This window comes from Microcoleus sp. Pol17C6 (assembly GCF_036701145.1).
In the GTDB taxonomy this organism is placed as follows: Bacteria; Cyanobacteriota; Cyanobacteriia; order Cyanobacteriales; family Microcoleaceae; genus Microcoleus.
In genome coordinates this window covers 21,230-45,567 of the sequence record NZ_JAUBQH010000057.1, presented here as the reverse complement: position 1 = coordinate 45,567, position 24,338 = coordinate 21,230, and the positions used below count along the sequence as shown (strand labels likewise).

The following is a 24,338-nucleotide window of genomic DNA, read 5'->3' as shown; positions in this document are numbered from 1 at the left end:
CTCCTTCCCTCAAACTCCTGTGGATGCTTTTTATGCTTGTAACTCCTCCTAGTTGTAAAAAACCTACACCTGTCAGGGCCAGATCCCCCCTAGCCCCCCTTAATAAGGGGGGGACAAGATTCCGATCAAAGTCCCCCTTCTTAAGGGGGATTTAGGGGGATCTGGCCTCAGCTATAAACGAGAGCTCAAAAAGTTTTCAGGCGATTGTTGACACATATCAACTATTCCGCGTCCCTACAAACCAATCATCATCACTCCTCGCTAACAGCCAAACCAGAAACCACAGGGGCGATCGCATTTAACTTCAAAACAGGATGATCCCCTTCCACCTGTCGGCAATTCCACTCATTTCTAAACAGCAAAACCGGCCTTCCCCAAGTATCTTTCACCGTCACGGTATTAAACAGCCGCCCAACTTTTTCCAGCGCCTCCCAACCGCCGTCAACCCAACGAGCTACACTGTAAGGCAACATATCGATCGTCGTTTCCACATTATATTCCGACTGCATTCTGAACTGCACAACTTCAAATTGCAACTGTCCGACAGCCGCCAAAATTGGCTCGCGTTTCGCCTCATCAACCGAGTACATAATTTGCACTGCGCCTTCTTCCTGCAACTCAGAAACGCCTTTGCGGAACTGCTTAAACTTAGAAGGATTGGGATTTCTCAAAAAAGCAAAAAGTTCAGGAGAAAAACAGGGAATCCCTTCATATTCCAGTTTTTGGCCGGTGTAAATAGTATCGCCGATCGCAAATACCCCCGGATTGTTCAAACCGATCACATCGCCCGGATATGCAACCTCGATCGACTCGCGATCCTGAGCAAATAACTTTTGAGGCCTTGACAAACGCACCGTTTTACCGCTGCGAGCGTGAGTCACGTTCATGTCCTTTTCAAATTTGCCCGTACAAACCCGAATAAACGCCACCCGATCGCGGTGTCTGGGGTCCATATTCGCTTGCAATTTGAACACAAACCCGGTAAAGTCTTCATAAGTTGGCGGCAAATCTCCGGCGGTGCTCTTGCGGGCGATCGGCTTCATAGCGTAATCTAAAAACGCATCTAAAAACAGTTCTACCCCAAAATTGCTCATCGCGCTGCCAAAGAAAACAGGCGTCATTTTTCCAGCCCGAACCGAGTCTAAATCCAGTTCTGTTCCTAACTCATCCAGCAGTTCTAACTCTTCTTTGAGCTGATAGTAAAGGTCTTGTTCCAACAAATCTTCAATGCGCGGATCGCCCAATTCAATGACAGTATCAACAGCAGCCTGAGAACCGTGTTTAGTCCGCTCGAATAAGTGAATCTTGCGCCCTCTGCGATCGAAAACACCTTTAAAGCGATCGCCCGTACCTATCGGCCAATTTACCGGATAAGTCTGCAACCCCAATTCCTTCTCAATTTCGTCCAACAAATCCAAAGGATCTCTGCTAGGGCGATCGAGCTTATTAAAGAAAGTAAAAATAGGCAAACTTCGCAGCTTACAAACTTCAAATAACTTCCGAGTTTGCGGTTCCAAACCCTTAGCAGCATCCTCAAGCATAACTGCATTGTCAGCCGCCGCCAAAGTTCGATAAGTATCTTCGCTAAAATCTTGGTGTCCCGGAGTATCGAGCAGATTAATGTGATATTTTTTATACTCAAACTGCAAAACAGTAGAAGTAATAGAAATTCCCCGCTGCTGTTCCATCGCCATCCAGTCCGAGGTAGCGTGTCGCTGAGCCCGCCGCGCTTTCACAGAACCTGCTTCGTGAATTGCACCTCCGTACAGCAGCAGCTTTTCTGTCAAAGTAGTTTTTCCCGCGTCGGGGTGCGAGATAATAGCAAAGTTGCGCCGGCGCTCAACAGCAGTTAGCAATTCAGTTTCGAGTTCTGTTGTCATCACAAATTAGGTAGGGGAATCATCACCCGATCGCCATTATAGCCTGTGCTACAGTTGCTATTAAAGGTAAAATTATCACTAAAGTCAAGGAAGAAAACTAATATGTACGACTCCGACAAGCGGAAGCTGCTATCACTGGTGTGCCACGGGGCGATTTTTTTCAGTACGTTACTGTTCTCAATCGGTGCTCCGATCGCTGTATTGTTAGTATCAGATGACCCCGTTGTCAAAGAAAACGCCACAGAAGCCATCAATTTTCACCTTAATGTATGGGTGTACAGCACCGTGATTGTGGTGTTAACTGTCGTCACTTTCGGTCTTGCTGGTTTTATCTTAGTGCCCCTAGGTTATCTGCTGCACTGGGGACTGACAATAATGGCTATCCTCCACGTTTTGCAAAATCCTAACCAACCTTACCGCTACCCTTTTATTTTCCGAATAGTTTAGACAGCAAATCGCGCTTCACCATTGATTTCTACAACCCGATTTCTTTAAGAAGAAACCGGGTTTTTAATTGTTTTCTAACTCACAATAGTGCAACATCTCTGTTTAAACTTACATCTTGCACCATTTTCAAGAACAGGCAAGATGCCTGTTCCACAAGAGATGAATTTTATTGTGGAACAGGCAGCTTGCCTGTTGTTCCTAAACAAGTAATTGAAAATGGTGCAACATCTCAGTTTAAATGAATGTGGGTAGCTCGATAAGTGATGCCGAACCCTCATCTGCCTAAAGTCGCAATGGTGTCTTCACCCTGTTGCAGGGCTATTGCTGAGGCTAAGTTGATCTTCAGTTAATGCCGGTTCCCAAACTATCCTAAAGCCTTTGGGTTATTTCGCGGAGTTAGGGCGGATGTTCGATCGCTCCGAACCATCATTTTTGCTTTAGCTGTGCTATTTTTGCATCTGGCGATCGTTTTATTGAAATTGTCCACCAATTCTATCTCCACCAGGAGTCTTAAAACTTAATACAATATTTTTCCAATAAAAATCCCGCTCTTGTGGAACGGGAAAGCCATCAGGGTGCATCTATATATATGTCAGTATAACTCATAGGGGGTATAACCCCTCGTAGCTTTATCGAATCTTTACAATCACAAAATTTTTGTAAAGATTGAGGTTTTTATTTGACTGATCAGCCGTTTTATGAAATTAAAATGGAAAATGCTGACATTTATAAAATCAAGTGAGTTTCCTCTGAATAATCCAAACTTTAAGCTCCTTTACCATGCTTCGGCCAATGGTGGAGCAAATACCATAAGATGGCTACATTTGTGATAAATACCGCTAACTTAAGTACCGTGACCCCGTGAACTAATTCATATATTTCAGGGGGTATACTGATGCTTACCAGCACTAAAACTAAGATTTTTTCCAGTCTTTTTCGTACCAGAAACCGACGGCTTCAACAGCAGTTAAGACTGCATAAAGTGCTGCGGCAAGTCCTCTAAGTAGGAAGTTTTTTGGTTGGAGAATTAGAAGTTTTCCTAAGATGAATTAAATTATTTTTAGCTTGCTTTTTAACAAATAAAACTGCTAAAATTTTTCTCGGACTTGCTGATTGTTTAATGCAAAAAGCAAAGCAATTGAAGTTAATGCCAAGAGGGAAGCCACAAATGTTTCGTAAAGGACAATTGCGATTAAAGCAGGAGCGTGATGTTTCTTCACCTTAATTCTCGAAATATCAATAATATGCGATCGCCTGGTTAGCCTGTTTGGGATTGCAAACTAAAAATTTAGTAGAGTGCGTCAGCAATTAGCTAATCAAGTAGAGAAAAAATAACCCCTGCTGACACAGCTTACTAAGTTTGAGGATAACGTTGTGCTAAGAAAGAGATAGCAGCAGCCCGATCGCCCAAATCGCCATCCAACCTCGCCGCCAACAAATCATCCAACATTCGTTTAAACCCAGGCCCCGGCTTATAACCCAAAGCCTTTAAATCGTTGCCATTTAAAGGCGGTTCAACATTCGCCCATCTGGTGAGATATTCCCAGATTTGGCGGCGTGCACTTCGCGGACTTTGTAGGGCGATCGCAATTAACACCGGGAACTCATAATTTCTCAACAGCAGCACCAATTGACTCGGCAACTCGCACTTAGGCAAATTCTCTGCTAACTCGTTCTTTCCGGCTTCCAAAACTTCCAACCGCTTAATGCTGTCAGCGGGTAACTGAAGATTTGCAGCCACCTTGCCGCGATATTCCGGGGCTAAATAAGCTATCAAAACTTCCAGCCGCATCTGCCAATCGGGAATATTGATAATGGGGAATGGGGAATTGGGCATCGGGGATTGGGCATCGGGAATTGGGAATTGGGAATTGGGAATTGGGAATTGGGAAGTGGGGATAGTTTGTTCCTTCTTTCCTCTTCCTTCTTTCTTTTTCCCTCTTCCCTCCTCCTTCTTCCTGACCTCATTTACATCCGTTACATCCGTTACATCCGTTACATAATCCGTTGCCGAACCTTCCTTCTTCCTTCCATTCAAACACCGATCGAGCAAACGCAGTTGCCGCCACAACTCCCGATCCAACTCCAAACTAGGATGAATGCAGCGCAAAGCCTGCAAATCTCCCAGCATTTGCAAAGCAACTTTCCAGTAGGGGGCTTGCAAAATGTATTTCAATTCGCTTTTGAGCCGAGTTTCCAAAGCCGGAGCTCGGCCGTTTTCCCCCTGAATTCGGTAATAAATCCCGCTGGCCAAAGCGTTGCGGATGTATCCTTCCGTCTGCGGCTCAATTTCAAATCCCAACCGCACCGCAAACCGCACAGCGCGATAAATTCGCGTCGGATCTTCGATAAAACTATTGGCGTGCAAAACTCGAATTTGCTTCGATTCCAAGTCCAGCAAACCGCAAAAAAAATCTAACAATTCGCCGCTGCGAGGAACACCCAACCGCACAGCCAGCGCATTAATTGTAAAATCCCTGCGGTACAAATCTTGGCGAATTGAACTCGCTTCAACTTCAGGATTTGCAGCCGGATAAGGATAAAATTCAGTACGAGCAGTCGCGATATCCACCCACAGCGACCCAAAAGCAGAGTCTTTGTGCCACAAAAGCGCGGCGGTTTGAAATTGACCGTGAATGTCCAAACGCGATTCGGGGTAAAGTTTTTGCAGCGAGGAAGCTAACTCGACACCAGCACCGGAATCGTCGGAACCGCACTTTCCATCCACAACCAAATCGATATCTGTTAGCGCCAGTGTATCATCCGTGGCTAAGAGTAAATCCCGGACTGCTCCACCCACAATATAAAGTTGCCAGCCGCGATTTTGGGCAATATTGGCTGCGATCGACAATAATTGCCATAATTCGGGACTGATGCGCGATCGCAACAACTGCTCAACCGATTCGGGCACGGGACAATTAGAAAATTCTGCATTGCTTCCCCTGTCTCGCGCTTTTTGCTGGTGCAATTCCCGCAAAACATCAGTCCGAGTCACAATTCCCACCAGTTGACCGTTTTCCAATACTGGCAAGCGCCCGATATCGTATGTCACCATTAAAGATTCTATTTCCGGCAGCAAGGTATCTGGAGCGATCGTTTTTAGCTGCGGAGTCATGTAACCCTTCACCGGGGCGTGACTGAAACCGTGGTGCAGGGCAATGTCAATGTCGCGGCGCGAGATAATGCCAGCCAGTCGATCGCCCGCATCGACCACAGAAAGCCCCGAATGTCCGTAACGTAGGAGGATACGGTGAGCTTCCCCCACCGAGGTTTCCGGGCGAATACTCCGCACAGGAGACGACATTAATTCGCGGGCTGTCGGAGGGTGGGGAATTTGAGTTTTGAGTTCGTCAGCTAACTGATTTAAAGTCAGCAGGGGGTCAACATCGCGGGTGGCGAGGGAAGCGGCGCGGGCGTGGCCTCCGCCGCCGAGGGGTTTGAACAATTCGCTGAGGTTTGTTCCTTCGATTCGCGATCGACCGATAATAGTTAATCGATTGGAAACTGGCGATTCGGGAGCGATGTTGCGGTTGTTTTCGTTTTCGCCAAATTTATAAACATTACCTAACAGCAGAGCATCGGTTTCAGTTAAATCGAGCAAGCGAGAAGCCAGGGAAGAAAGCCCCGGAACGTAGGATTCAGTAGATAGCAGCACCCAGGCTAGGCTGTAACCGTGCAAAGTTTCCGATCGCAAATTATTCAGCGCTTCTCTCAGCAAATCTTGCAATTGAGGAGACAAACCGGGTTCTACATATTCAGCGATTACCCCCAAACTCGCTCCCTGTTCCATCAACCAGGCCAAAGCTATTGCATCTCGCGCAGTTGCGCCCTCAAAGGTGAGGGAACCGGTATCGACGTGGATGCCGAGGGCCATTACTGTTGCTTCCGAAGGCAGAAGGCGGAATGGTGTGTCGCTTTTTTCTGCTTGATTTTTGAGCTTTTCGACAATTAATGTCGTGCTGGCTCCGACTGCTTCGATCTGCGTAACAGTAGCGGGAATATCTAAATCGGCCTGTAGGTGATGGTCGAAAACAGCAATTTCGCTCACTTGTGGCAAATCCAGCCACTCGGCGGCTTTTCCCAAGCGATCGCGCTGGGAGGCATCAACTATAGTAATCGATCGAATTCGTTGCGGATTGACCGATCGGCGTTCAATCAGCGGGTACTCGTCGCGGTGTAGCGCCAAAAAATCCCGCACTGTCGGATGACACCCGCCCGTCAATACGATCCTGCTACCGGGGCGCAGCACGCAAAGTCCCACCGCCGCCCCCAAGGCGTCAAAATCTGCTGTTGTGTGGCACAAAACTAAGTCCATAGCCGAAAATCCCGCATCTCTAACTCAAACAGTAGCAATTTCTCGCCCTTTGAAACCGGATGTGTCGATCGGGCTTTAAGTTAACCTTTCCAGTTTTCTGTGCTGTAGCGAACAATGATAAAATTGATAAAAATCTTAAGAGCCGCTGACGCCTGTTCGCGCAACGCCCGAATTTGCCTGGGTTCTTTCGTATCAATCAACCGACAATTTCTCGATCGACTATCGGGAAACTGTCAAAAACTAGAATTTGGAAGATTTTTTTCGGTTCTGGGAAACTATTTCCGATCAACGCACGGTTATATCGAAAGGAGAAAAGATGTTATCAATTCTGTTTCAAGTGGTTTTACTGGGTCTGGTACTGCTGTCTTTTGTGATGGTCGTTGGCGTGCCAGTTGCTTATGCCTCTCCCCAAAACTGGAATCAGTCTAAATCCCTGATTTATGTCGGGTCGGGTCTCTGGTTTTTGCTGGTTATTGCAGTGGGTGTATTGAACTTTTTAGTCGTTTAATTTCACCCAACTCTCTCGAAGAAAGAAGGTAAAAGATAGAAGGCTGAAGGCATTTACCAGCGATTGAAAGGCATTCGGCAGAAGCTAGGAATTTTCCAGACCGCGCGACCCTGTATGTTTTTGCACTTGAGATTCAGATGAGATGCTGCTGCTTTCTGACTTTTGCCTTCTCACAAACAAAAATCTAAAATCTAAAACCTAAAATCTAAACTAGAGCACTATGACTGTTTTCGAGGGAACTTTTACTCACACCGAATCTTTGCGGTTTGCTATTGTCATCGGTCGTTTTAACGATTTGGTGGTTAACAAACTTTTGGAGGGATGTCAAGATTGTTTGAAACGCCACGGGGTTGATATTAATCCTCATGGCTCTCAGGTGGACTTTTTTTGGGTTCCAGGAAGTTTTGAGATTCCTTTGGTGGCGCGTCAAGCTGCTCTTTCTCACCGCTACGATGCGGTAATTTGTCTGGGTGCGGTAATTCGGGGTCAAACTCCTCATTTCGATTTTGTGGCTGGTGAGGTTGCTAAGGGAATTGCTGCTGCTGCTTTTCAGACAGGGGTGCCGGTGATTTTTGGGGTGGTGACGACTGACACGATGCAGCAAGCTTTGGAAAGGGCTGGAATTAAAAGCAATTTGGGCTGGAATTATGCGATGAGTGCTTTGGAAATGGGCACTTTGATGCGCCAAGTTAAGGGTTTGGGAACACACTCTTACGGTCACTTAGCTAGTGGATCTGCTGCTCAAGTGCTTTCGGGCGAAGCCAATCTGGCGATCGCCCCTGATGTATCATCGGATCAAATCCCCACGTAAGTTCGGCTAGCAGTATTTTTAAGCTAAAAAAACATCAAGATTTGCATCGGGAAAAATCTTAAGACTCTTGTGGGGTGGTAATTATGCCCGCCCCCAAGGTAAAAATTACACTCTGGGCCATTGGTAACAAGTTAAGCTAAGAAAGCATTTGTCAATCAGCAATTATGCTCAACATTTACTCGGATTTTGGGCATAAAACTGAGATTTGGGCGATCGTGCGATCGTGCCGAGGGTGATATTTATACCTACTTCCTCTCAAATCGTGAATTTTCCACTCCTAAAAAAGCTGTTTTTTTGAGTAATATTACTGATTGACAAATGCAATTAAGTTTTAACTTGTCACCAATGAACCGGAAATGATATTAGACCCATATCTTGCCAATGGGAAATGGCCACTTTGATGCGTCAAGTTCATGCTTGGGACGGAATTTCTGACGCTTCATTACCTGAGTCTGCTGCTGTTCAAGTGCTGTCGGGCGAAGTAAATCTGGCTATAGCCCCCGATGTATCCTCAGATCGAATACTGTAATTTCTACAAGGCATATTTTGCCAACAACGGCCACTATTCCGAATTCAGATTTTGACACGTGGCAGCATTTGATTCACTTTTTGTTCTGCAACACATATACCTTTCAAAGACTGATATCCTCCTAAACTGTTGAATAATGTGGAATATCTAGATTATCGTCTATTCCCAAAGAGGTATTATGGGATTTTTGTGTTGAATAAGGTTGAATCAATATCAAAAATTCGTTATCTTAACTGAAGTGTAAGTATTGAGGTTCTCTAAACTCGCTCCTGGCAGGGATTTCAGTATAAATGCTGTAGCAGGATAAGTATTTAACCTCTTCTTAATAAACAGCCCTGAAAACAGCTTTATAGATTAATTGTTCAGATAATATTGAATGACAATATTGTCAAGCGAATGCCTAGAAAGCTTTTCTGCTAAGGTATTCAGCGTTTTTGCCGTGACCTGAATACTTACAGTTACTTATCAATGAAAGTGCAAAAATCTTATGGGTGACATTCAAGCTACCTTTACATCTACCGATCGAGCTTTTCAGATTGAGGGGTACGAAAAAATAGATTTCAGCCTGCTATACGTCGATGGTGCTTTCAAGCAGGAGAATCCTGAGATTGCGGATAGTTACCGCCAATTCGGTCGCTGTTTAATGGTTGTAGATGAAACAGTCTACGGTCTGTACGGTGCACAGATGCAGAATTATTTCAAGCATCACGAGATAGATTTAACAGTCTTTCCAGTTAATATCAAGGAACCTGATAAAACGTTAAAAACCTTTGAAAGCATCATAGATGCCTTCGTTGATTTCGGACTCGTGCGGAAGGAGCCTGTTTTGGTGGTCGGTGGTGGATTGACTACTGACGTAGCTGGTTTTGCCTGCTCATCTTATCGCCGTCGGACTAACTACATTCGCGTACCGACAACCTTAATTGGGCTAATTGATGCCAGTGTGGCAATCAAAGTAGCTGTGAACCACGGTAAGCTGAAAAACCGCCTCGGCGCTTACCACGCTTCGCAGAAAGTAATTTTAGATTTCTCTTTCCTGAAAACTCTGCCGATCGACCAAGTGCGAAACGGGATGGCAGAGTTAATTAAGATTGCCGTAGTAGGTAACACAGAAATCTTTGAGTTGTTAGAAAACTACGGCGAAGCATTGCTGCACACCCATTTTGGTTATGTAAACGGCACACCGGAACTTCAAGAAGTGGCACATCGGCTCACTTACAAAGGGATTGAGTCGATGCTGGCATTAGAAGTACCGAACCTACACGAGCTAGATTTGGATCGGGTGATTGCCTACGGTCACACTTGGAGTCCGACGCTGGAACTAACGCCGGAAATTCCGATGTTCCACGGCCATTCTGTCGCCATCGATATGGCTTTTTCGGCGACCATTGCCCAACTGCGGGGCTACATTTCGATCGCCGAGCGCGATCGGATCTTAGGGTTAATGAGCCGCCTCGGACTAGCAATTGATAGCCCTTATCTCACATCAGAACTGCTCTGGAAAGCGACAAAATCGATCAGTCGTACCCGTGATGGTCTTCAACGTGCTGCGGCTCCGCGTCCAATTGGTGAATGCTTTTTCATGAATGATTTGACTCGAGGTGAGTTGGATAAAGCCCTACTGGTTCATCGAGAAATCTGTCAGGACTATCCGCGCCGCGGCGATGGGGAAGATATGTACCTGTGGCCAGAAAAAGCTGAAAATCTTTCCACATCAGGGGTTTGACCATGAGACCCGTTACCCCTGTCGGGATATTAGTGGCTAAATTGGAAAGTCTCGCCGAGCAAGTAGAAAAAATCGATAATCTCGATCGAGCTTTCAAGGCAGAATTACAAGAAGCCTACGAATTGGCAAACGGTCTCGATCCGTACCTGGATCTTTGTACCACACCTGAATCTCCTGCCTTAGCCGCGTTAGTGAAGCGCACTCAATCAGAAGATTGGAGTAAGCGATTCTCAGACGGCGAGACAGTGCGGCAGTTGGAACAGGAAATGCTATCGGGTCATCTCGAAGGCCAAATGCTGAAATTTCTCGTCCATCTCACCAAAGCACAGCGCGTACTGGAAATAGGGATGTTTACCGGGTACTCAGCACTAGCGATGGCGGAAGCACTGCCGGTGGATGGAGTGGTGGTAGCCTGCGAAGTAGATGCTTACGTCGCTGAATTTGCCCAGAAGTGTTTTCACGAATCGACGGCGGGTCACAAAATCTCAGTGAAGGTGGCACCGGCTCTAGAAACGATGAAAGAATTGGCGGAGAATGGAGAAGTGTTCGATCTGGTATTTATCGATGCCGATAAAGCTGGATACCTAGACTATCTCAATTTACTCCTAAGTACGGGGCTGTTGGCTCCCAATGGCTTGATATGCGTCGATAACACTTTGATGCAGGGACAGCCCTACTTGTCAGGTACTGCGACTCCTAACGGGGTAGCGATCGCCAAATTCAACCAGGCTCTAGTTGACGATCCGCGCGTAGAGCAAGTCTTACTGCCGCTGAGAGATGGATTGACCTTAATTCGGCGCGTTTAGTAGAACAAAACTTAGGCGTCAAAACCAAAAAAACCGGGTTTTTTGCCCAGGCGGGCTGTAACGAAGTCCGATGTCAAAAAACCCGGTTTTTAACCACCCGTGCGTCATATCAAATCCGCGCTTCATCGGCATGATTCATCTCTGTGTTCTGGACTGCGCCTGCGTAGCTTCAAAAGCGGTTTAATCCTTCAAAAACCACCGCTTTCTTAGAGTATTTACTTAGTAAAAAATTATGATGGAAACAGTTTCAACGGCAGCGATGCCATCTGAACAGGAAACAAACGCGACTACTACGCGCTTCCAGACAGTCAAAACCATAGCAACCTTAATTTTGTTGCTATTGGTACTGCCCCTAAATCTCGCTTTAACAGCGATCGCCCTACTGAGATCCATAATCCTCAAACCGTTTCAGTCTCGAACGAGATCGGACTCTCCCCAAACGATTTTGGTCGGCGGCGGCAAGAGGACAAAAGCATTACAGCTAGCCCGATCGTTCCATAAGGCCGGTCATCGGGTAATTTTGGTTGAAACCCACAAATACTGGCTGACAGGTCATCGTTATTCTTGGGCAGTCGATCGCTTTTACACAGTACCAAATCCCCAGACAGAGGAATACGCTCAAGCACTCTTAAAAATTGTCCAACAAGAGAAAGTTGATGTTTACGTTCCCGTCAGCAGTGCAGGCGGCAGTTACTACGATGCCAAAGCCAAAAGCGTACTTTCTCCTCACTGTAAGGTAATGCACGTAGATTTCGATACTCTGCAACGTTTGGATGATAAATATGAGTTGGCAACAGCCGCCGAAGCATTGGGGCTGCGAGTTCCGAAGTCCTACCGCATTACTAATCCGCAGCAAGTAATAGATTTTGATTTTAGTGACGCACAGCGTCCATATATTCTCAAAAGTATTCCCTACGATTCTATTCGCAGGTTAGACCTGACGAAGTTACCCTGCGCGACCCCAGCAGAAACAGCCGCTTTTGTCAACTCATTACCAATTTCCGAGAGTAAACCTTGGATTATGCAAGAGTATATTCCGGGGCAAGAATACTGCACTCACAGTACAGTTCGTGATGGTCATATTCAGTTGCATTGTTGTTGCAAATCGTCGGCGTTTCAGATAAATTACGAGCATATCGATCGCCCGGATATCGAAAATTGGATTCGTCACTTTGCCAAGAGTCTCAATCTGACAGGACAAGTTTCCTTTGATTTCATTGAGGCGGCGGATGATGGAGAGATTTACGCGATCGAATGCAACCCGCGCACCCATTCAGCCATCACGGTGTTTTACGACCATCCCGATGTGGCAAAAGCTTATTTGGAACCAGACCCTTTACCGCAGACAGTGCAGCCTTTGGCATCAAGTCGCCCGACTTACTGGATTTACCATGAAATTTGGCGGTTGGTGACTCATTTGTGGTCGCCCAAGCAAGTTTATGAGCGGTTAAAAATAATAGCCCAAGGCAAAGATGCCATCTTCGAGTGGGACGATCCGCTGCCGTTTTTGATGGTGCATCATTGGCACATTCCCTTGTTGTTATGGGCAGATTTACAGAAGACGAATGAGTGGATTCGGATTGATTTTAATATTGGCGAACTTGTGGAAATAGGGGGAGAGTGAGTAGGTCAGTATTAGGGGTTTTGCATTTAGTCGGATCGGCAGTTAGCGATTTTTACTGTGATTTATCGGGGTTAATGAGTCGCCTCGGACTAGCAATTGATAGCCCTTATCTCACATCAGACAGGCTCTAGTTGACGATCCGCGCCTAGAGCAAGTGTTACTGCCGCTGAGAGATGGATTGACTTTAATTAGGCACGTTTAGTAGAACAAAACTTAGGCGTCAAAACCAAAAAAACCGGGTTTTTTGCCCAGGCGGGCTGTAACGAAGTCCGATGTCAAAAAACCCGGTTTTCAACCACCCGTGTGTCATATCAAATCGGCGCTTCACCGGCATGATTCATCTCTCTGTTCTGGACTGCGCCTGCGTAGCTTCAACAGCGGTTTAATCATTCAAAAACCACCGCTTTCTTAGAGTATTTACTTAGTAACAAAGTATGATCGAAACAGTTTCAACGGCACCGATGCCATCTGAACAGGAAACAAACGCGGCTTCTAGGCGCTTCCAGACAGCAGTCAAAAGCATAGCAACCTTTATTTTGCTGCTATTAGTAATGCCCCTGAATCTCGCTTTAACAGCGATCGCCCTACTGAGATGCATCATCCTCAAACCGTTTCAGTCTCGAACGAGATCGGACTCTCCCCAAACGATTTTGATTAACGGCGGCAAGACGACCAAAGCATTACAGCTAGCGAGATCCTTCCATAAGGCCGGTCATCGGGTAATTTTGGTTGAAACCCACGAATACAGGCTGATGGGTAATCGATTCTCTTGGGCAGTCGATCGCTTTTACACAGTACCAAGTCTCCAGGCAGAGGAATACCCTCAAGCACTCTTAAAAATTGTCCAACAAGAGAAAGTTAATGTTTACGTTCCCGTCAGTAGTCCAGAGGGCAGTTACTACGATGCCAAAGCCAAAAAGGTACTTTCTCCTCACTGTACCGTAATGCACATAGATGTCGAAACTCTGCAACGTTTGGATGATAAGTATGAGTTGGCCACCGCCGCCGAAGCGTTGGGGCTGCGAGTTCCGAAGTCCTACCGCATTACTAATCCCCAACAAGTAATCGATTTTGATTTTAGTGACGCACAGCGTCCATATATTATCAAAAGTATTCCCTACGATTGTGTCCACAGGTTTGATCTCACTAAGTTACCCTGCGCTACCCCAGCAGAAACAGCCGCTTTTGTCAACTCATTACCAATTTCCGAGAGTAAACCTTGGGTTATGCAAGAGTATATTCCAGGGCAAGAATACTGCACTCACAGTACAATTCGTGATGGTCATATTCAGTTGCACTGTTGCTGCAAATCATCGGCGTTTCAGCTCAATTACCAGAATATCGATCGCCCGGATATCGAAAATTGGATTCGTCAGTTTGCCAAGAGTCTCAATCTGACAGGACAAGTTTCTTTTGATTTCATTGAAGCGGCGGATGATGGAGAGATTTACGCGATCGAATGCAACCCGCGCACCCATACAGCCATCACGATGTTTTACAACCATCCCGATGTGGCAAAAGCTTATTTGGAACCGGACCCTTTACCGCAGACAGTGCTGCCTTTGGCATCAAGTCGCCCGACTTACTGGATTTACCAGGAAATTTGGCGGTTGGTGACTCATTTGTGGTCGCCAAAGCAAGTTTATGAGCGGTTAAAAATTATCGCCCAAGGCAAAGATGCCATCTTCGAGTGGGACGATCCGCTACCGTTTTTCATGGTGCATCATTGGCACATTCCCTTGTTGTTATGGGGAAATTTGCGTCAGCCGAAAGAGTGGATGAAAATTTATTTTCATAGTGGAATAATTCTGTAAATAGGGGGAGATTGAGTATGTCAGTATTACGGGTTTTGCATTTAGTCGGAGCGGCAGACAGTGAATTTTACGATAAATTGTCGCGCTTTTATGCCCCATATTGTCTGGAGCAAACTGCTAATCCAGCACTCTATGAATTTCATATAGCCTATATTTCTCCCGGTGGCCAATGGCGTTTTCCCACCTCTCTCGATCCGAGTGCGATCGCGGCCGCTAATCCCATGTCTCTAGCGGACGCTTTACAGGTGCTGACACAGCTAAAGATTGACGTAATGGTACCGCAGATGTTTTGCATCCCCGGCATGACTCAATACCGTAGCTTGTTCGATTTGCTGAATATTCCTTACGTGGGTAATACCCCAGAGGTGATGTCACTGACTGCTGACAAAGCGAAGGCTAAGGCAGTAGTAGCGGCCGCTGGGGTAAGGGTACCGTTGGGAGAAGTTGTCCGCGCGGGCGAGAGACCTTCAATTGATTTTCCGGTGGTGCTCAAGCCACTGAATGCGGATAATTCTCTGGGAGTTGCCTTAGTTAAAAATGCTGCTGACTATGATGCGGCTTTGCAGACAGCATTGACTCATTCAGAGGAAGTGCTAGTAGAAAAATTCATTGAATTGGGTAGAGAAGTTCGCTGTGGGATTATTGTCCAAGCTGGCGAGCTAGTCTGTTTGCCGCTGGAAGAGTATCCTGTAGATCCTGATACCCAACCGATTCGGACTTATGCCGATAAGCTCCAACAAAATGACGATGGTAGCTTGACTGGTTCTACTAAAAATAGTACCAGGCCGTGGGTAGTTGACAAGAGCGATCCGATTACGGAGAGAGTTTGGGCCCAGGCCAGAAAATGCCACATCGCTTTGGGCTGTCGCCACTACAGTTTATTTGATTTTCGCATCGACCCCGATGGAAAACCTTGGTTCTTAGAAGCGGGGCTGTACTGTTGTTTTGCCGAAAAAAGCGTGATTGCGGTTATGGCCAAAGCATCAGGAATTTCTCTGGATACTTTGTTTCAGAGTATGCTGCAAAATGCCTTAATATAAATAAATGTGAGGATGAAACTAATGACTCAAACTTTTCAAGATTGATCAACCCAGCAATTTGCTGACTTATCGGTGTTTCCAGGTAAAAGTTGGGTTGTGTTAGCTGATCCTGCTCGAGTTGGAGCAATGGGAGAATTTGAAGGACATAACTTAACCTAAGTTCGGGATAAGAGTAGTCAAAACATCACAAAATTTCTGAAATGACGATCGCACTTTGTCAATCTCAGCAGATTTGTTCTAATCGAGTGCGTTCGCTCACAACGGTCGATCGCCTAGATACTAATTTTAGATTCAGTTTATCGGCGCGATCGGTATTTTGACATTGTGGGTCACATAAAACAGCAAACTTCACTTCCTATGTCAAGTCTTTTCCGTATTTTACGGAAAAGACTTGTGTCATCTTCTAGCTTTTCGCATACTAATCACCAGACAGAGGAAACCACAACATGATCCAAACCATATCCAAAACAATCACGTTTGATGAGTTCGTTGCCTGGTATCCAGAGAACTCTGTCCATAAGTACGAACTACACAATGGAGTTATTGTTGAAATGCCCAAAGGAACTGGCGACCATTCAGATGTTACGGGCTTTATAAGCTTAAAACTAGGAGTTGAAATTGACCGTGGTGAATTACCCTACTCAATTCCAGGTGACTGTCTACTTAAACCCGTCCGTGACGAATCAGGCTACGAACCAGACGTAATAGTCCTAGACAGAACCGCACTTGCAAACGAACCGCGCTATAAAAAAGAATCCGTCATCACGATGGGGTCTTCGGTGCGACTGGCTGTAGAGGTAGTCAGCACGAACTGGCGGGATGATTATTTTTTCAAAGCTTCCGACTATGAAGAAATGGGCATTCCCGAATACTGGATTGTAGACTATCTCGGTTTGGGCGGCCGCAAGTTTATCGGTAATCCCAAACAACCAACACTTTCGGTTTATCAATTAGTAGATGGAGAGTATCAGGTCAAACAGTTTAGGGGAAGCGAGAGGGTTGAGTCGCTGACTTTTCCAGAATTGAAATTAACGGCCGAACAGATTTTTCGGGCTGGCTTGCCAAACTAGCGAGTAAAAATTATGCAAAGGTCGATCCACACAAGCTTGCAATTTATCAAATTGTGTGATATCATGAAACGTTCTCGAAAATAGCGCAACAGCAAATATTACTGCATGGCAACGAAGCCAACGATCGCATTTAGTCACCTCGGCTGCGAAAAAAATCGCATCGATACCGAACACATGATCGGCTTGCTGGCTCAAGCGGGCTATCAAGTCGATTCTAATGAAGAATTAGCCGATTATGTTGTAGTCAATACTTGCAGTTTTATCCAAGCGGCGCGAGAAGAGTCAGTCCGCACCTTGGTAGAATTGGCAGAAGCTAATAAAAAAGTAGTAATCACCGGCTGCATGGCACAGCATTTTCAGCAGGAATTGCTGGACGAATTGCCCGAAGCAGTCGCAATTGTAGGCACCGGCGACTATCATAAAATCGTCGATGTTATGCAGCAGGTCGAAAAGGGCGATCGAGTTTCCCTCGTATCCTCAGAACCTACTTACATCGCTGACGAAACTACTCCCCGCTACCGCACCACATCGGAAGGTGTCGCGTATCTGCGAATAGCAGAAGGCTGCGACTACCGCTGTGCATTTTGCATTATCCCGCACTTGCGCGGAAATCAACGATCGCGGACGATCGAATCTATCGTCGCCGAAGCTAAGCAATTGGCATCGGAAGGGGTAAAGGAAATTATCTTAATTTCTCAAATTACCACCAACTACGGCAAAGATATTTATGGCGAACCGAAACTAGCCGAACTACTGCGCGCTTTGGGTGAAGTAGATGTACCTTGGATTCGGATGCACTACGCCTATCCTACAGGTTTGACTCCGCAAGTTGTGGCAGCCATCCGCGAAACACCCAACGTTTTGCCGTATTTGGATTTACCCCTGCAACACTCGCACCCGGAAATTCTGCGGGCGATGAATCGACCTTTTCAAGCCGGGATCAATGATGCCATAGTCGATCGGCTCAAAGCAGCACTTCCGGGTGCGGTGATGCGGACAACTTTTATTGTCGGCTTCCCGGGCGAAACCGACGAACACGCAGCACACTTGCTGGAATTTGTCAAGCGCCACGAATTCGATCACGTAGGAGTTTTTGTATTTTCGCCAGAAGAAGGAACCCCAGCCTTCAGCTTGCCCCAGCAAATACCTGCAGAAATAATGGAAATGCGGCGCAATTCGGTAATGGCGGCACAACAACCTATATCATTGAAGAAGAATCAAGAGTCTGTCGGTCAGGTAGTTGATGTCCTGATAGAACAAGAACAACCAGAGACAGGCGAGTTGATTGGTAGATCCGCTCGGTTTTCCCCAGAAGTAGATGGACTCGTCTACGTCACAGGAGAAGCGCGGCTGGGTTCAATCGTATCTGTGAAAATTACTGGTGCAGATGTCTACGACCTCTACGGTCAAGTGTAAGTATTGCTGGAACTGTTGTCTGAGACGGTGCGGCGAACAAAAACCGGACACGAGCCAAAAATGATTAGCGGATTGTGCAGCAAAAGTAACGGTTAGTACACAATTGTGCAAAGATATGTAGCAAAGGGGTTCTAAACTTTTTTAGCCCCTATCTGGCAATCGACCCTCCCCGTCGGGGTGCGGTAATCTCTACAGAACATCGGAAAATTTTAACGAATTTAATGTTTTGTTTCTGAATGTAAAGAGTTATGATGATAACAAGCCAGAAATAAGCGGGGATAATTTGAGATTGCTTCGCCGTCCGCCCTACACCACAACGGTATCCCGAAAGAGTGTTGAGATGGATAGGCGGTAACGGTCGCCCCATCCCCCGCTCAATCCCGCAGGCGACGGATTGCGGGATAGCGCCTGAACCAAACAACCTGTTACTACATGAGTAGTGAAGTGGGGCTGGTCATGATCCTCACTATAAAATGCCCTAGAGGGAAAGCTTGCAAGTACCTCAAAGGAAGTCCAATGTCCTGTTTTAAGAATGTTGGAAGCCTATAACCCGACCCCTGGCGGTTGGTATCGGTGATGTCACAAAATCAAAGACGGCTGTCGAATTGGTAAATTTAGTCACCATCGACGGAGCTGCCCTATACTCGATTGCTATTTAAGAAGGTGCGCGCAGGCGCAGCACCATAAAGAACTCTTATGAGTTCCTGCCCTAGAGCAGAAATCCGCATCCGAGTTGGGCAACTTAGAAGGCTAAGACTCGTTATTAGGAGCATTAATGAATTTATTGTTTGAAGGCTTAGGTCTTTCGGAAGAACTCGTTCTCCATCTGGAAACACTAGGCTTTACAGAACCTACTCCCATCCAAGTACAAGCAATTCCGCACTTGCTAGCAGGTCGCGACGTTGTGGGCCAAGCCCAAACAGGGACAGGCAAAACGGCAGCATTCTCGTTGCCCATCTTGGAGCGGATTGATTTAGATGTAACTGCGGTGCAAGCACTGGTGCTGACGCCGACTCGCGAATTGGCGATGCAAGTAACTGAAGCCATCCGTGATTTGAGCGGCATCAGCAGCGACGGCCCGGTAAAAGTGGGTCGCTCTCTGCAAGTTCTGACAGTGTACGGCGGTCAATCGATCGATCGTCAAATGCAGCGTTTGAAGCGCGGCGTGCACGTCGTCGTCGGTACACCCGGACGCATATTGGATATGCTCAGCCGTGGCAGCCTGAAACTAGACAAGGTAAAATGGCTGGTTTTGGATGAAGCTGACGAAATGCTGAGCATGGGCTTTATCCAAGATGTGGAAAAAATCTTGGATGCTGCACCAAAAGAACGTCAAACGGCATTTTTCTCGGCGACGATGGAAGCTTCCATTCGGAAATTGGTGGCGCGGCATTTGCGTAACCCAGTCAACGTCACCGTAGAACAGCCAAAAGCAACGCCAAAGCGCATCAGCCAAGGCGTGTACATGATTCCCCGTGGCTGGTCGAAGGCAAGAGCCCTACAGCCAATTTTAGAAATGGAAGACCCGGAATCTGCACTGATTTTTGTGCGGACTCGGCAGTCGGCGGCAGAACTCACCAGCCAACTGCAAGCAGCCGGTCACAGCGTTGATGAGTATCACGGTAATTTGAATCAGGCACAGCGGGAACGCTTGCTGCATCGGTTCCGCCAATGTCAGGTGCGCTGGGTAGTGGCGACTGATATTGCGGCGAGGGGTTTGGACGTGGATCACTTGACTCACGTGATTAACTACGATTTGCCCGACAGTGTGGAAAGCTACGTTCACCGGATCGGACGCACGGGCCGGGCTGGTCGCGAAGGAACGGCAATTACGCTGATTCAACCGGTCGATCGTCGCAAACTGCGCTTGATTGAACGCCACGTGCGATCGAGCTTGACGGTGCGAAACATTCCGACACGGGCGCAAATTGAAGCTCGTCAGTTGGAAAAGATGCAGGGTAAAGTTCGCGAAGCTTTGGCTGGCGAACGGATGGCATCTTTCTTGCCTCTGGTATCTCAGTTATCCGAGGAGTACGACTCCCACGCGATCGCCGCTGCTGCTTTGCAAATGGCTTTCGATCAAAGCCGTCCTGCTTGGATGGGCGCTGATTACGCTCAACAAGAAGATCCCCCGATTGGTGCAGAAAACAGCGTCAAGCCAATCTTGATTAAAAAGCGGGCTAAGACTGGTGCACCGAGTAATTCTGTACCAGCGCCGACTTTTTCTGGAGCACCGAGTGCTCCTGTTCCCCAGAACAGCTAATTTGTAGGGTGCACAATGTGCACCTTATTTATAATTTTTGTAGAGATGCGATCGCGATCGCACCTCTACTTTTTTTATGGGTGTGAGACTCTATGGGGAATAAAAATCACAAAAAAGCTCTTCGTTCGTTGAACAAGCGGATTGCAGAACATGAAGAAAAGATTAGACTGGAATATGAGAAGGATTTTCCCGATGAAGGCTTAATCCGGCATTGGGAAAGTGAAATTCGAGCTTTTGAGAAAGGAATTCAGCAAGCTTTAAAACGATTGGGTAAATAAAGATGCAAGTTAGCGATCGGACAATTTCTGTAACTAATTCTACACTGAGAACGTTAATTGATGAATTGGGTACTGAGTGTCAAAATGTGATTACTTTAATCCACCAGCTTCAGTTACCTGATTTGAGCGATCGACAAAAAGGTGAAATTCTAGCAGAGTTCATGAGTGCTGCAATCCATCTCAACGTTCACTGCGGAGAGGATTTTCAGACGCTAGTTGCTGAGGAAATGACAAAATTGTCGGATGAGGATGAAGAGGATTAAGGAGACGTGGGGGATTCCCTACGGGATAGCTACGCTTCACGCACATTAGGAAAAAGCCCTCCTGTCAACTCACCGAAGAGCTAAAAAAACTCATAAATAAGGACTAAATTCCTTAGTACAAACTTGTGAACGGAGACTTTTGTACTCTTGTCTAATATTTCAGTTTAGCTGCGTGCCGACAATAATCTTTTGCACGCGATCGCCCTTAATTTCCAAAATCAAATTAGAAGCCTTTTGGTCATTGCTGTAAGTCAAGCGAGTCACTCCACCCTGAACAGATTTCGACCCATAACCGTAAGTTTTAACGACTTTTTGGCTGTTATCTCCTAGCTTCACACCATCAATTGTCACGAACTTGGCCTTGGTAGCAGAAATCAAATAAACTTTTCCCTCCCATGCAGCTACCGTCAATCCTGAGTAGCTTAGCGTGCGAATCTTGCCGCCGATGCCAGATCCAGCAGGTTTAGTTTCGTCGCGCTGCGGTTTTCCCAACTTGCGTTTTGCCTCTTCTACAGCCATCCCCAACCGAACGCCGCCAATCCCCAGGCGCGAATAGTTCAGCGCCGCCGGCTTTTGTGTCGCACTGAGCATTCTTTCTAGAGTCGCAACAGTTTGATTCATGGCGGGAACAGGACGAACTAAAGCAGCAAATCCTAAGCTCGAAATTGCGAGATTCATCATGATGCCAGCGAGGGCTGTTGTCACAAATATTTTTACCATTTTTTTATAGCTTTATTTGGCAATGTATTCGTGGGATCGCCCGCTCGATCCGGATTGATACTAATAGGACTTACACCCACACTCCTGGACGCACTGCGCTGCTCTGAAACCGATTTTTTTTACCAAAACTACACACAGAAACCCGGTTTTTACCATGAATCTTAGGTTTAACAGTGAGGTTTTCAGCCAGAAACCGGGTTTCTAGGGCAACCTAGGTAAGTCCTGACTAATATTTTTTAAGCTTTGAAAACCGCCAATTTCGGGCGAACCGAATTTGCTTCCGCACAAGCTTGCGTCCGCCTGCCGGGACTGAAAGAAAGAATAAAAGAGGTAAATCAGCGGAAATTGCTGTGATATCCTAACAAAAGCCATATCTCGATAAAATTAGCAATTTAGATGACCGCAACAGATTCTACTAAACACCAAAAATCCAAAGCCCTCAAACCGGGTAGCCGCCGCCCCGCTAAAGAACTTTGCAGCGAGTGCGGTTTGTGCGATACATATTACATTCATTATGTCAAGGAATCTTGTGCTTTCTTAACACAGCATATCGCGGAATTAGAAGAAGAGATTCACGGGCGATCGCGCAATCTCGACAATCCCGACGATTGGTATTTCGGAGTCAGTCAAAATATGATGGCGGCTCGAAAAAAAGAACCAATTGAGGGCGCTCAGTGGACAGGAATCGTCAGCACAATTGCCATTGAAATGCTCGAAAAAGGAATTGTAGAAGGCGTTGTTTGCGTCCAAAATACTAAGGAAGACCGCTTTCAGCCGATGCCGATTATTGCTAGAAACCGCGAAGAAATTCTGGCAGCAAAAGTCAACAAACCCACTTTATCTCCCAACCTTTCAGTATTAGAACAAATAGAAAAATCTGGGATGAAGCGGCTGTTAGTAATTGGCGTCGGCTGTCAAATTCAAGCTTTGCGAACAGTCGAGAAAAAACTCGGTTTAGAAAAGCTCTACGTTTTGGGAACTCCCTGTGTCGATAATGTCAGCCGTGCAGGCTTGCAGAAATTTCTAGACACGACTAGCCGCTCTCCTGAAACAGTGGTTTCTTACGAGTTTATGCAAGACTTTAACGTTCACTTCAAACACGAAGATGGTTCGGAAGAAAAAGTGCCGTTTTTCGGGCTGAATACTAAGGAGTTGAAGGATGTTTTTGCTCCTTCTTGTTTGAGCTGTTTTGATTATGTGAATTCTTTAGCAGATTTAGTTGTGGGCTACATGGGCGCACCCTTTGGCTGGCAGTGGATTGTAGTGCGAAATGACACGGGGCAAGAGATGTTAGATTTGGTAACCGATCAGTTAAATACTCAGCCGGTGATGTCTCAGGGAAACAGAAAAGAAGCTGTTCAGCAAAGTATTCCGGCTTATGAAAAAGGAGTGACTTTGCCAATGTGGGCAGCGAAGTTAATGGGAGTTTTTATTGAGAGAATTGGACCGAAGGGCTTGGAATATGCTCGGTTTTCGATTGATTCTCATTTCACTCGCAATTATCTCTACGTGAAGCGCAATTATCCTGAGAAATTAGAGGCTCATGTACCCGAATATGCTAAGCGGATTGTGGGACAGTATAAGTTACCAGATGTGTAAACTTGTAGGGTGCGTCAGTCAAAAGCTGTTGGATTATTGAAAAAATAACGCTAACTGACGCACCCTACTACTGAAGCATAGCAAAAGAGAGAAAACAAATGCAATTGGGGAAAATCGAATTATGGAATCGCGGAACGTTAACTAGACTGGCTATCCTTAGTACGATCTTAATTACTCTAATTAGTTGGATATGGTTGAGTATGATTGCAATGCCAGGGAAAAGCTACAGCGGGACAATTCCCCCTTTAACAGCACAGGAAATCTCGCTCCGAGATGCTTTACAGCGCGATGTAGAAAAGCTCTCTGGTGAAATCGGAGAGCGCAACTTTATACAATATCAAAAACTTGGAGAAGCCGCTGACTTTCTCGAAGCATCTTTTCAAGCTGCTGGCTATAAAGTTGAACGACAAGGATATAAAATTGATGATAAATTTTATTATAACATTGAAGTGGAGATTTCCGGAAAAAAAAAGGCAGATGAAATCGTTGTAATAGGGGCACATTATGATTCTGTGGTGGGGAGTCCGGGGGCAAATGATAACGCAACTGGGGCGGCAGGGGTGCTGGCTTTAGCGAGAATGTTGGCAGGTAAAAAGCCTGAAAAGACTGTGCGTTTTGTTGAGTTTGTGAATGAGGAACCGCCTTTTTTCTGGACTGCTGATATGGGGAGTTTGGTTTATGCCAAAAGATGCAGAGAGCGTAATGAAAAAATTGTTTCGATGCTCAGTTTAGAAACAATTGGTTATTACTCCGATGCCAAAAATAGCCAGAAATATCCAGCACCATTAAACCTTTTTTATCCTACATCGGGAAACTTTATCGGATTTATTGGCAATACATCCTCAAGTAAACTGGTTAGAGAGGCGATCGCATCTTTCCGCCGCCATGCTGAATTTCCCTCGGAAGGTGCAGCAATTCCGGGTGGCATTCCTGGTGTTGGTTGGTCAGATCAATGGTCTTTTTGGCAACATGGTTATCCAGGGCTGATGGTGACAGATACTGCTCCCTATCGCTATCCTTACTATCACACGGCGCAAGATACACCCGATAAGGTTGATTGGGAACGGACGGCGAAGGTGATAGCTGGATTGGAGAAAGTTGTGGCAGATTTGGTGGGAGTTAATATTAATTAGTTGAGTGGTGCGGAGCGTGTAAATATCCTCGCTCGGCATAGAATATTATGCAAAATGACGCACCTAAAAATTAGTATAAGTTGCCTGAGTTAGGTG

The 24,338-nt window shown here is 46.1% G+C and carries 20 protein-coding genes and 1 pseudogene; 17 read left to right on the top strand and 4 right to left on the bottom strand.

Annotated elements, in window-relative coordinates; all coding sequences use genetic code 11:
• Window positions 1-251 precede the first annotated feature (251 nt).
• Window positions 252-1,880 (bottom strand): peptide chain release factor 3, encoded by a 1,629-nt coding sequence (gene prfC / locus QUA25_RS22970; RefSeq protein WP_333041436.1) that lies wholly within the window; start codon window positions 1,878-1,880, stop codon window positions 252-254.
• 102 nt (window positions 1,881-1,982) lie between these two features.
• On the opposite strand from prfC, the gene QUA25_RS22965 reads away from it, so the two are divergent.
• Complete coding sequence (locus QUA25_RS22965; RefSeq protein WP_333041435.1) at window positions 1,983-2,327, top strand: DUF4870 domain-containing protein; 345 nt, start codon at window positions 1,983-1,985, stop codon at window positions 2,325-2,327.
• A 765-nt stretch (window positions 2,328-3,092) separates the two neighbouring features.
• Here the strand turns inward: QUA25_RS22965 and QUA25_RS29570 are convergent.
• Window positions 3,093-3,373 (bottom strand): annotated as a pseudogene (locus QUA25_RS29570) (DUF2127 domain-containing protein).
• A gap of 308 nt (window positions 3,374-3,681) precedes the next feature.
• Entirely contained in the window at window positions 3,682-6,642 is a 2,961-nt protein-coding gene (locus tag QUA25_RS22960) for a CBS domain-containing protein (protein ID WP_333041434.1), read from the bottom strand.
• Window positions 6,643-6,958: 316 nt separating this feature from the next.
• On the opposite strand from QUA25_RS22960, the gene psbZ reads away from it, so the two are divergent.
• From psbZ to QUA25_RS22890, 14 genes are all read left to right on the top strand, one after another.
• On the top strand, window positions 6,959-7,150 hold the full coding sequence (gene psbZ / locus QUA25_RS22955) for a photosystem II reaction center protein PsbZ (protein WP_190735314.1): 192 nt from the start codon (window positions 6,959-6,961) through the stop codon (window positions 7,148-7,150).
• A 220-nt stretch (window positions 7,151-7,370) separates the two neighbouring features.
• Window positions 7,371-7,961 carry a 6,7-dimethyl-8-ribityllumazine synthase gene (gene ribH, locus QUA25_RS22950; protein WP_333041433.1) on the top strand — a complete coding sequence of 197 codons (591 nt, stop codon included), beginning with the start codon at window positions 7,371-7,373 and terminating at the stop codon, window positions 7,959-7,961.
• Between the two features lie 388 nt (window positions 7,962-8,349).
• Entirely contained in the window at window positions 8,350-8,490 is a 141-nt protein-coding gene (locus tag QUA25_RS22945; RefSeq protein WP_333041432.1) for a hypothetical protein, read from the top strand.
• 487 nt (window positions 8,491-8,977) lie between these two features.
• A complete protein-coding gene (locus QUA25_RS22940; RefSeq protein ID WP_333041431.1) occupies window positions 8,978-10,216 on the top strand; it encodes a sedoheptulose 7-phosphate cyclase in 1,239 nt (412 codons plus the stop codon).
• Between the two features lie 2 nt (window positions 10,217-10,218).
• Complete coding sequence (locus QUA25_RS22935; RefSeq protein ID WP_333041430.1) at window positions 10,219-11,022, top strand: class I SAM-dependent methyltransferase; 804 nt, start codon at window positions 10,219-10,221, stop codon at window positions 11,020-11,022.
• A 232-nt stretch (window positions 11,023-11,254) separates the two neighbouring features.
• Window positions 11,255-12,646, top strand: coding sequence for an ATP-grasp domain-containing protein (locus tag QUA25_RS22930; RefSeq protein ID WP_333041429.1), 1,392 nt, complete (start codon window positions 11,255-11,257; stop codon window positions 12,644-12,646).
• A gap of 115 nt (window positions 12,647-12,761) precedes the next feature.
• Complete coding sequence (locus tag QUA25_RS22925; protein WP_333041437.1) at window positions 12,762-12,848, top strand: hypothetical protein; 87 nt, start codon at window positions 12,762-12,764, stop codon at window positions 12,846-12,848.
• Window positions 12,849-13,080: 232 nt separating this feature from the next.
• Window positions 13,081-14,460, top strand: a complete 1,380-nt coding sequence (locus QUA25_RS22920) for an ATP-grasp domain-containing protein (RefSeq protein WP_333041428.1) — start codon at window positions 13,081-13,083, stop codon at window positions 14,458-14,460.
• A 17-nt stretch (window positions 14,461-14,477) separates the two neighbouring features.
• A complete protein-coding gene (locus tag QUA25_RS22915) occupies window positions 14,478-15,500 on the top strand; it encodes an ATP-binding protein (protein ID WP_333041427.1) in 1,023 nt (340 codons plus the stop codon).
• Between the two features lie 446 nt (window positions 15,501-15,946).
• Window positions 15,947-16,570: a Uma2 family endonuclease gene (locus QUA25_RS22910; protein ID WP_333041426.1), complete on the top strand. Its 624-nt coding sequence runs from the start codon at window positions 15,947-15,949 to the stop codon at window positions 16,568-16,570.
• 105 nt (window positions 16,571-16,675) lie between these two features.
• Window positions 16,676-17,986, top strand: coding sequence for a 30S ribosomal protein S12 methylthiotransferase RimO (rimO, locus tag QUA25_RS22905; protein WP_333041425.1), 1,311 nt, complete (start codon window positions 16,676-16,678; stop codon window positions 17,984-17,986).
• A 775-nt stretch (window positions 17,987-18,761) separates the two neighbouring features.
• Window positions 18,762-20,249: a DEAD/DEAH box helicase gene (locus QUA25_RS22900; RefSeq protein ID WP_333041424.1), complete on the top strand. Its 1,488-nt coding sequence runs from the start codon at window positions 18,762-18,764 to the stop codon at window positions 20,247-20,249.
• A gap of 92 nt (window positions 20,250-20,341) precedes the next feature.
• Window positions 20,342-20,527 carry a hypothetical protein gene (locus tag QUA25_RS22895; RefSeq protein WP_242725046.1) on the top strand — a complete coding sequence of 62 codons (186 nt, stop codon included), beginning with the start codon at window positions 20,342-20,344 and terminating at the stop codon, window positions 20,525-20,527.
• 2 nt (window positions 20,528-20,529) lie between these two features.
• The gene (locus QUA25_RS22890; RefSeq protein WP_333041423.1) at window positions 20,530-20,790 is read left to right on the top strand and encodes a hypothetical protein; all 261 of its coding nucleotides are present in this window, start codon (window positions 20,530-20,532) and stop codon (window positions 20,788-20,790) included.
• 159 nt (window positions 20,791-20,949) lie between these two features.
• On the opposite strand, the gene QUA25_RS22885 is transcribed toward QUA25_RS22890, so the two are convergent.
• On the bottom strand, window positions 20,950-21,510 hold the full coding sequence (locus QUA25_RS22885) for a hypothetical protein (RefSeq protein ID WP_333041422.1): 561 nt from the start codon (window positions 21,508-21,510) through the stop codon (window positions 20,950-20,952).
• Between the two features lie 396 nt (window positions 21,511-21,906).
• Between QUA25_RS22885 and QUA25_RS22880 the strand changes: the two genes are divergently transcribed.
• On the top strand, window positions 21,907-23,109 hold the full coding sequence (locus QUA25_RS22880) for a Coenzyme F420 hydrogenase/dehydrogenase, beta subunit C-terminal domain (protein ID WP_333041421.1): 1,203 nt from the start codon (window positions 21,907-21,909) through the stop codon (window positions 23,107-23,109).
• 98 nt (window positions 23,110-23,207) lie between these two features.
• Window positions 23,208-24,242 (top strand): M28 family peptidase, encoded by a 1,035-nt coding sequence (locus QUA25_RS22875; RefSeq protein ID WP_333041420.1) that lies wholly within the window; start codon window positions 23,208-23,210, stop codon window positions 24,240-24,242.
• The last annotated feature ends 96 nt before the right edge of the window (window positions 24,243-24,338 follow it).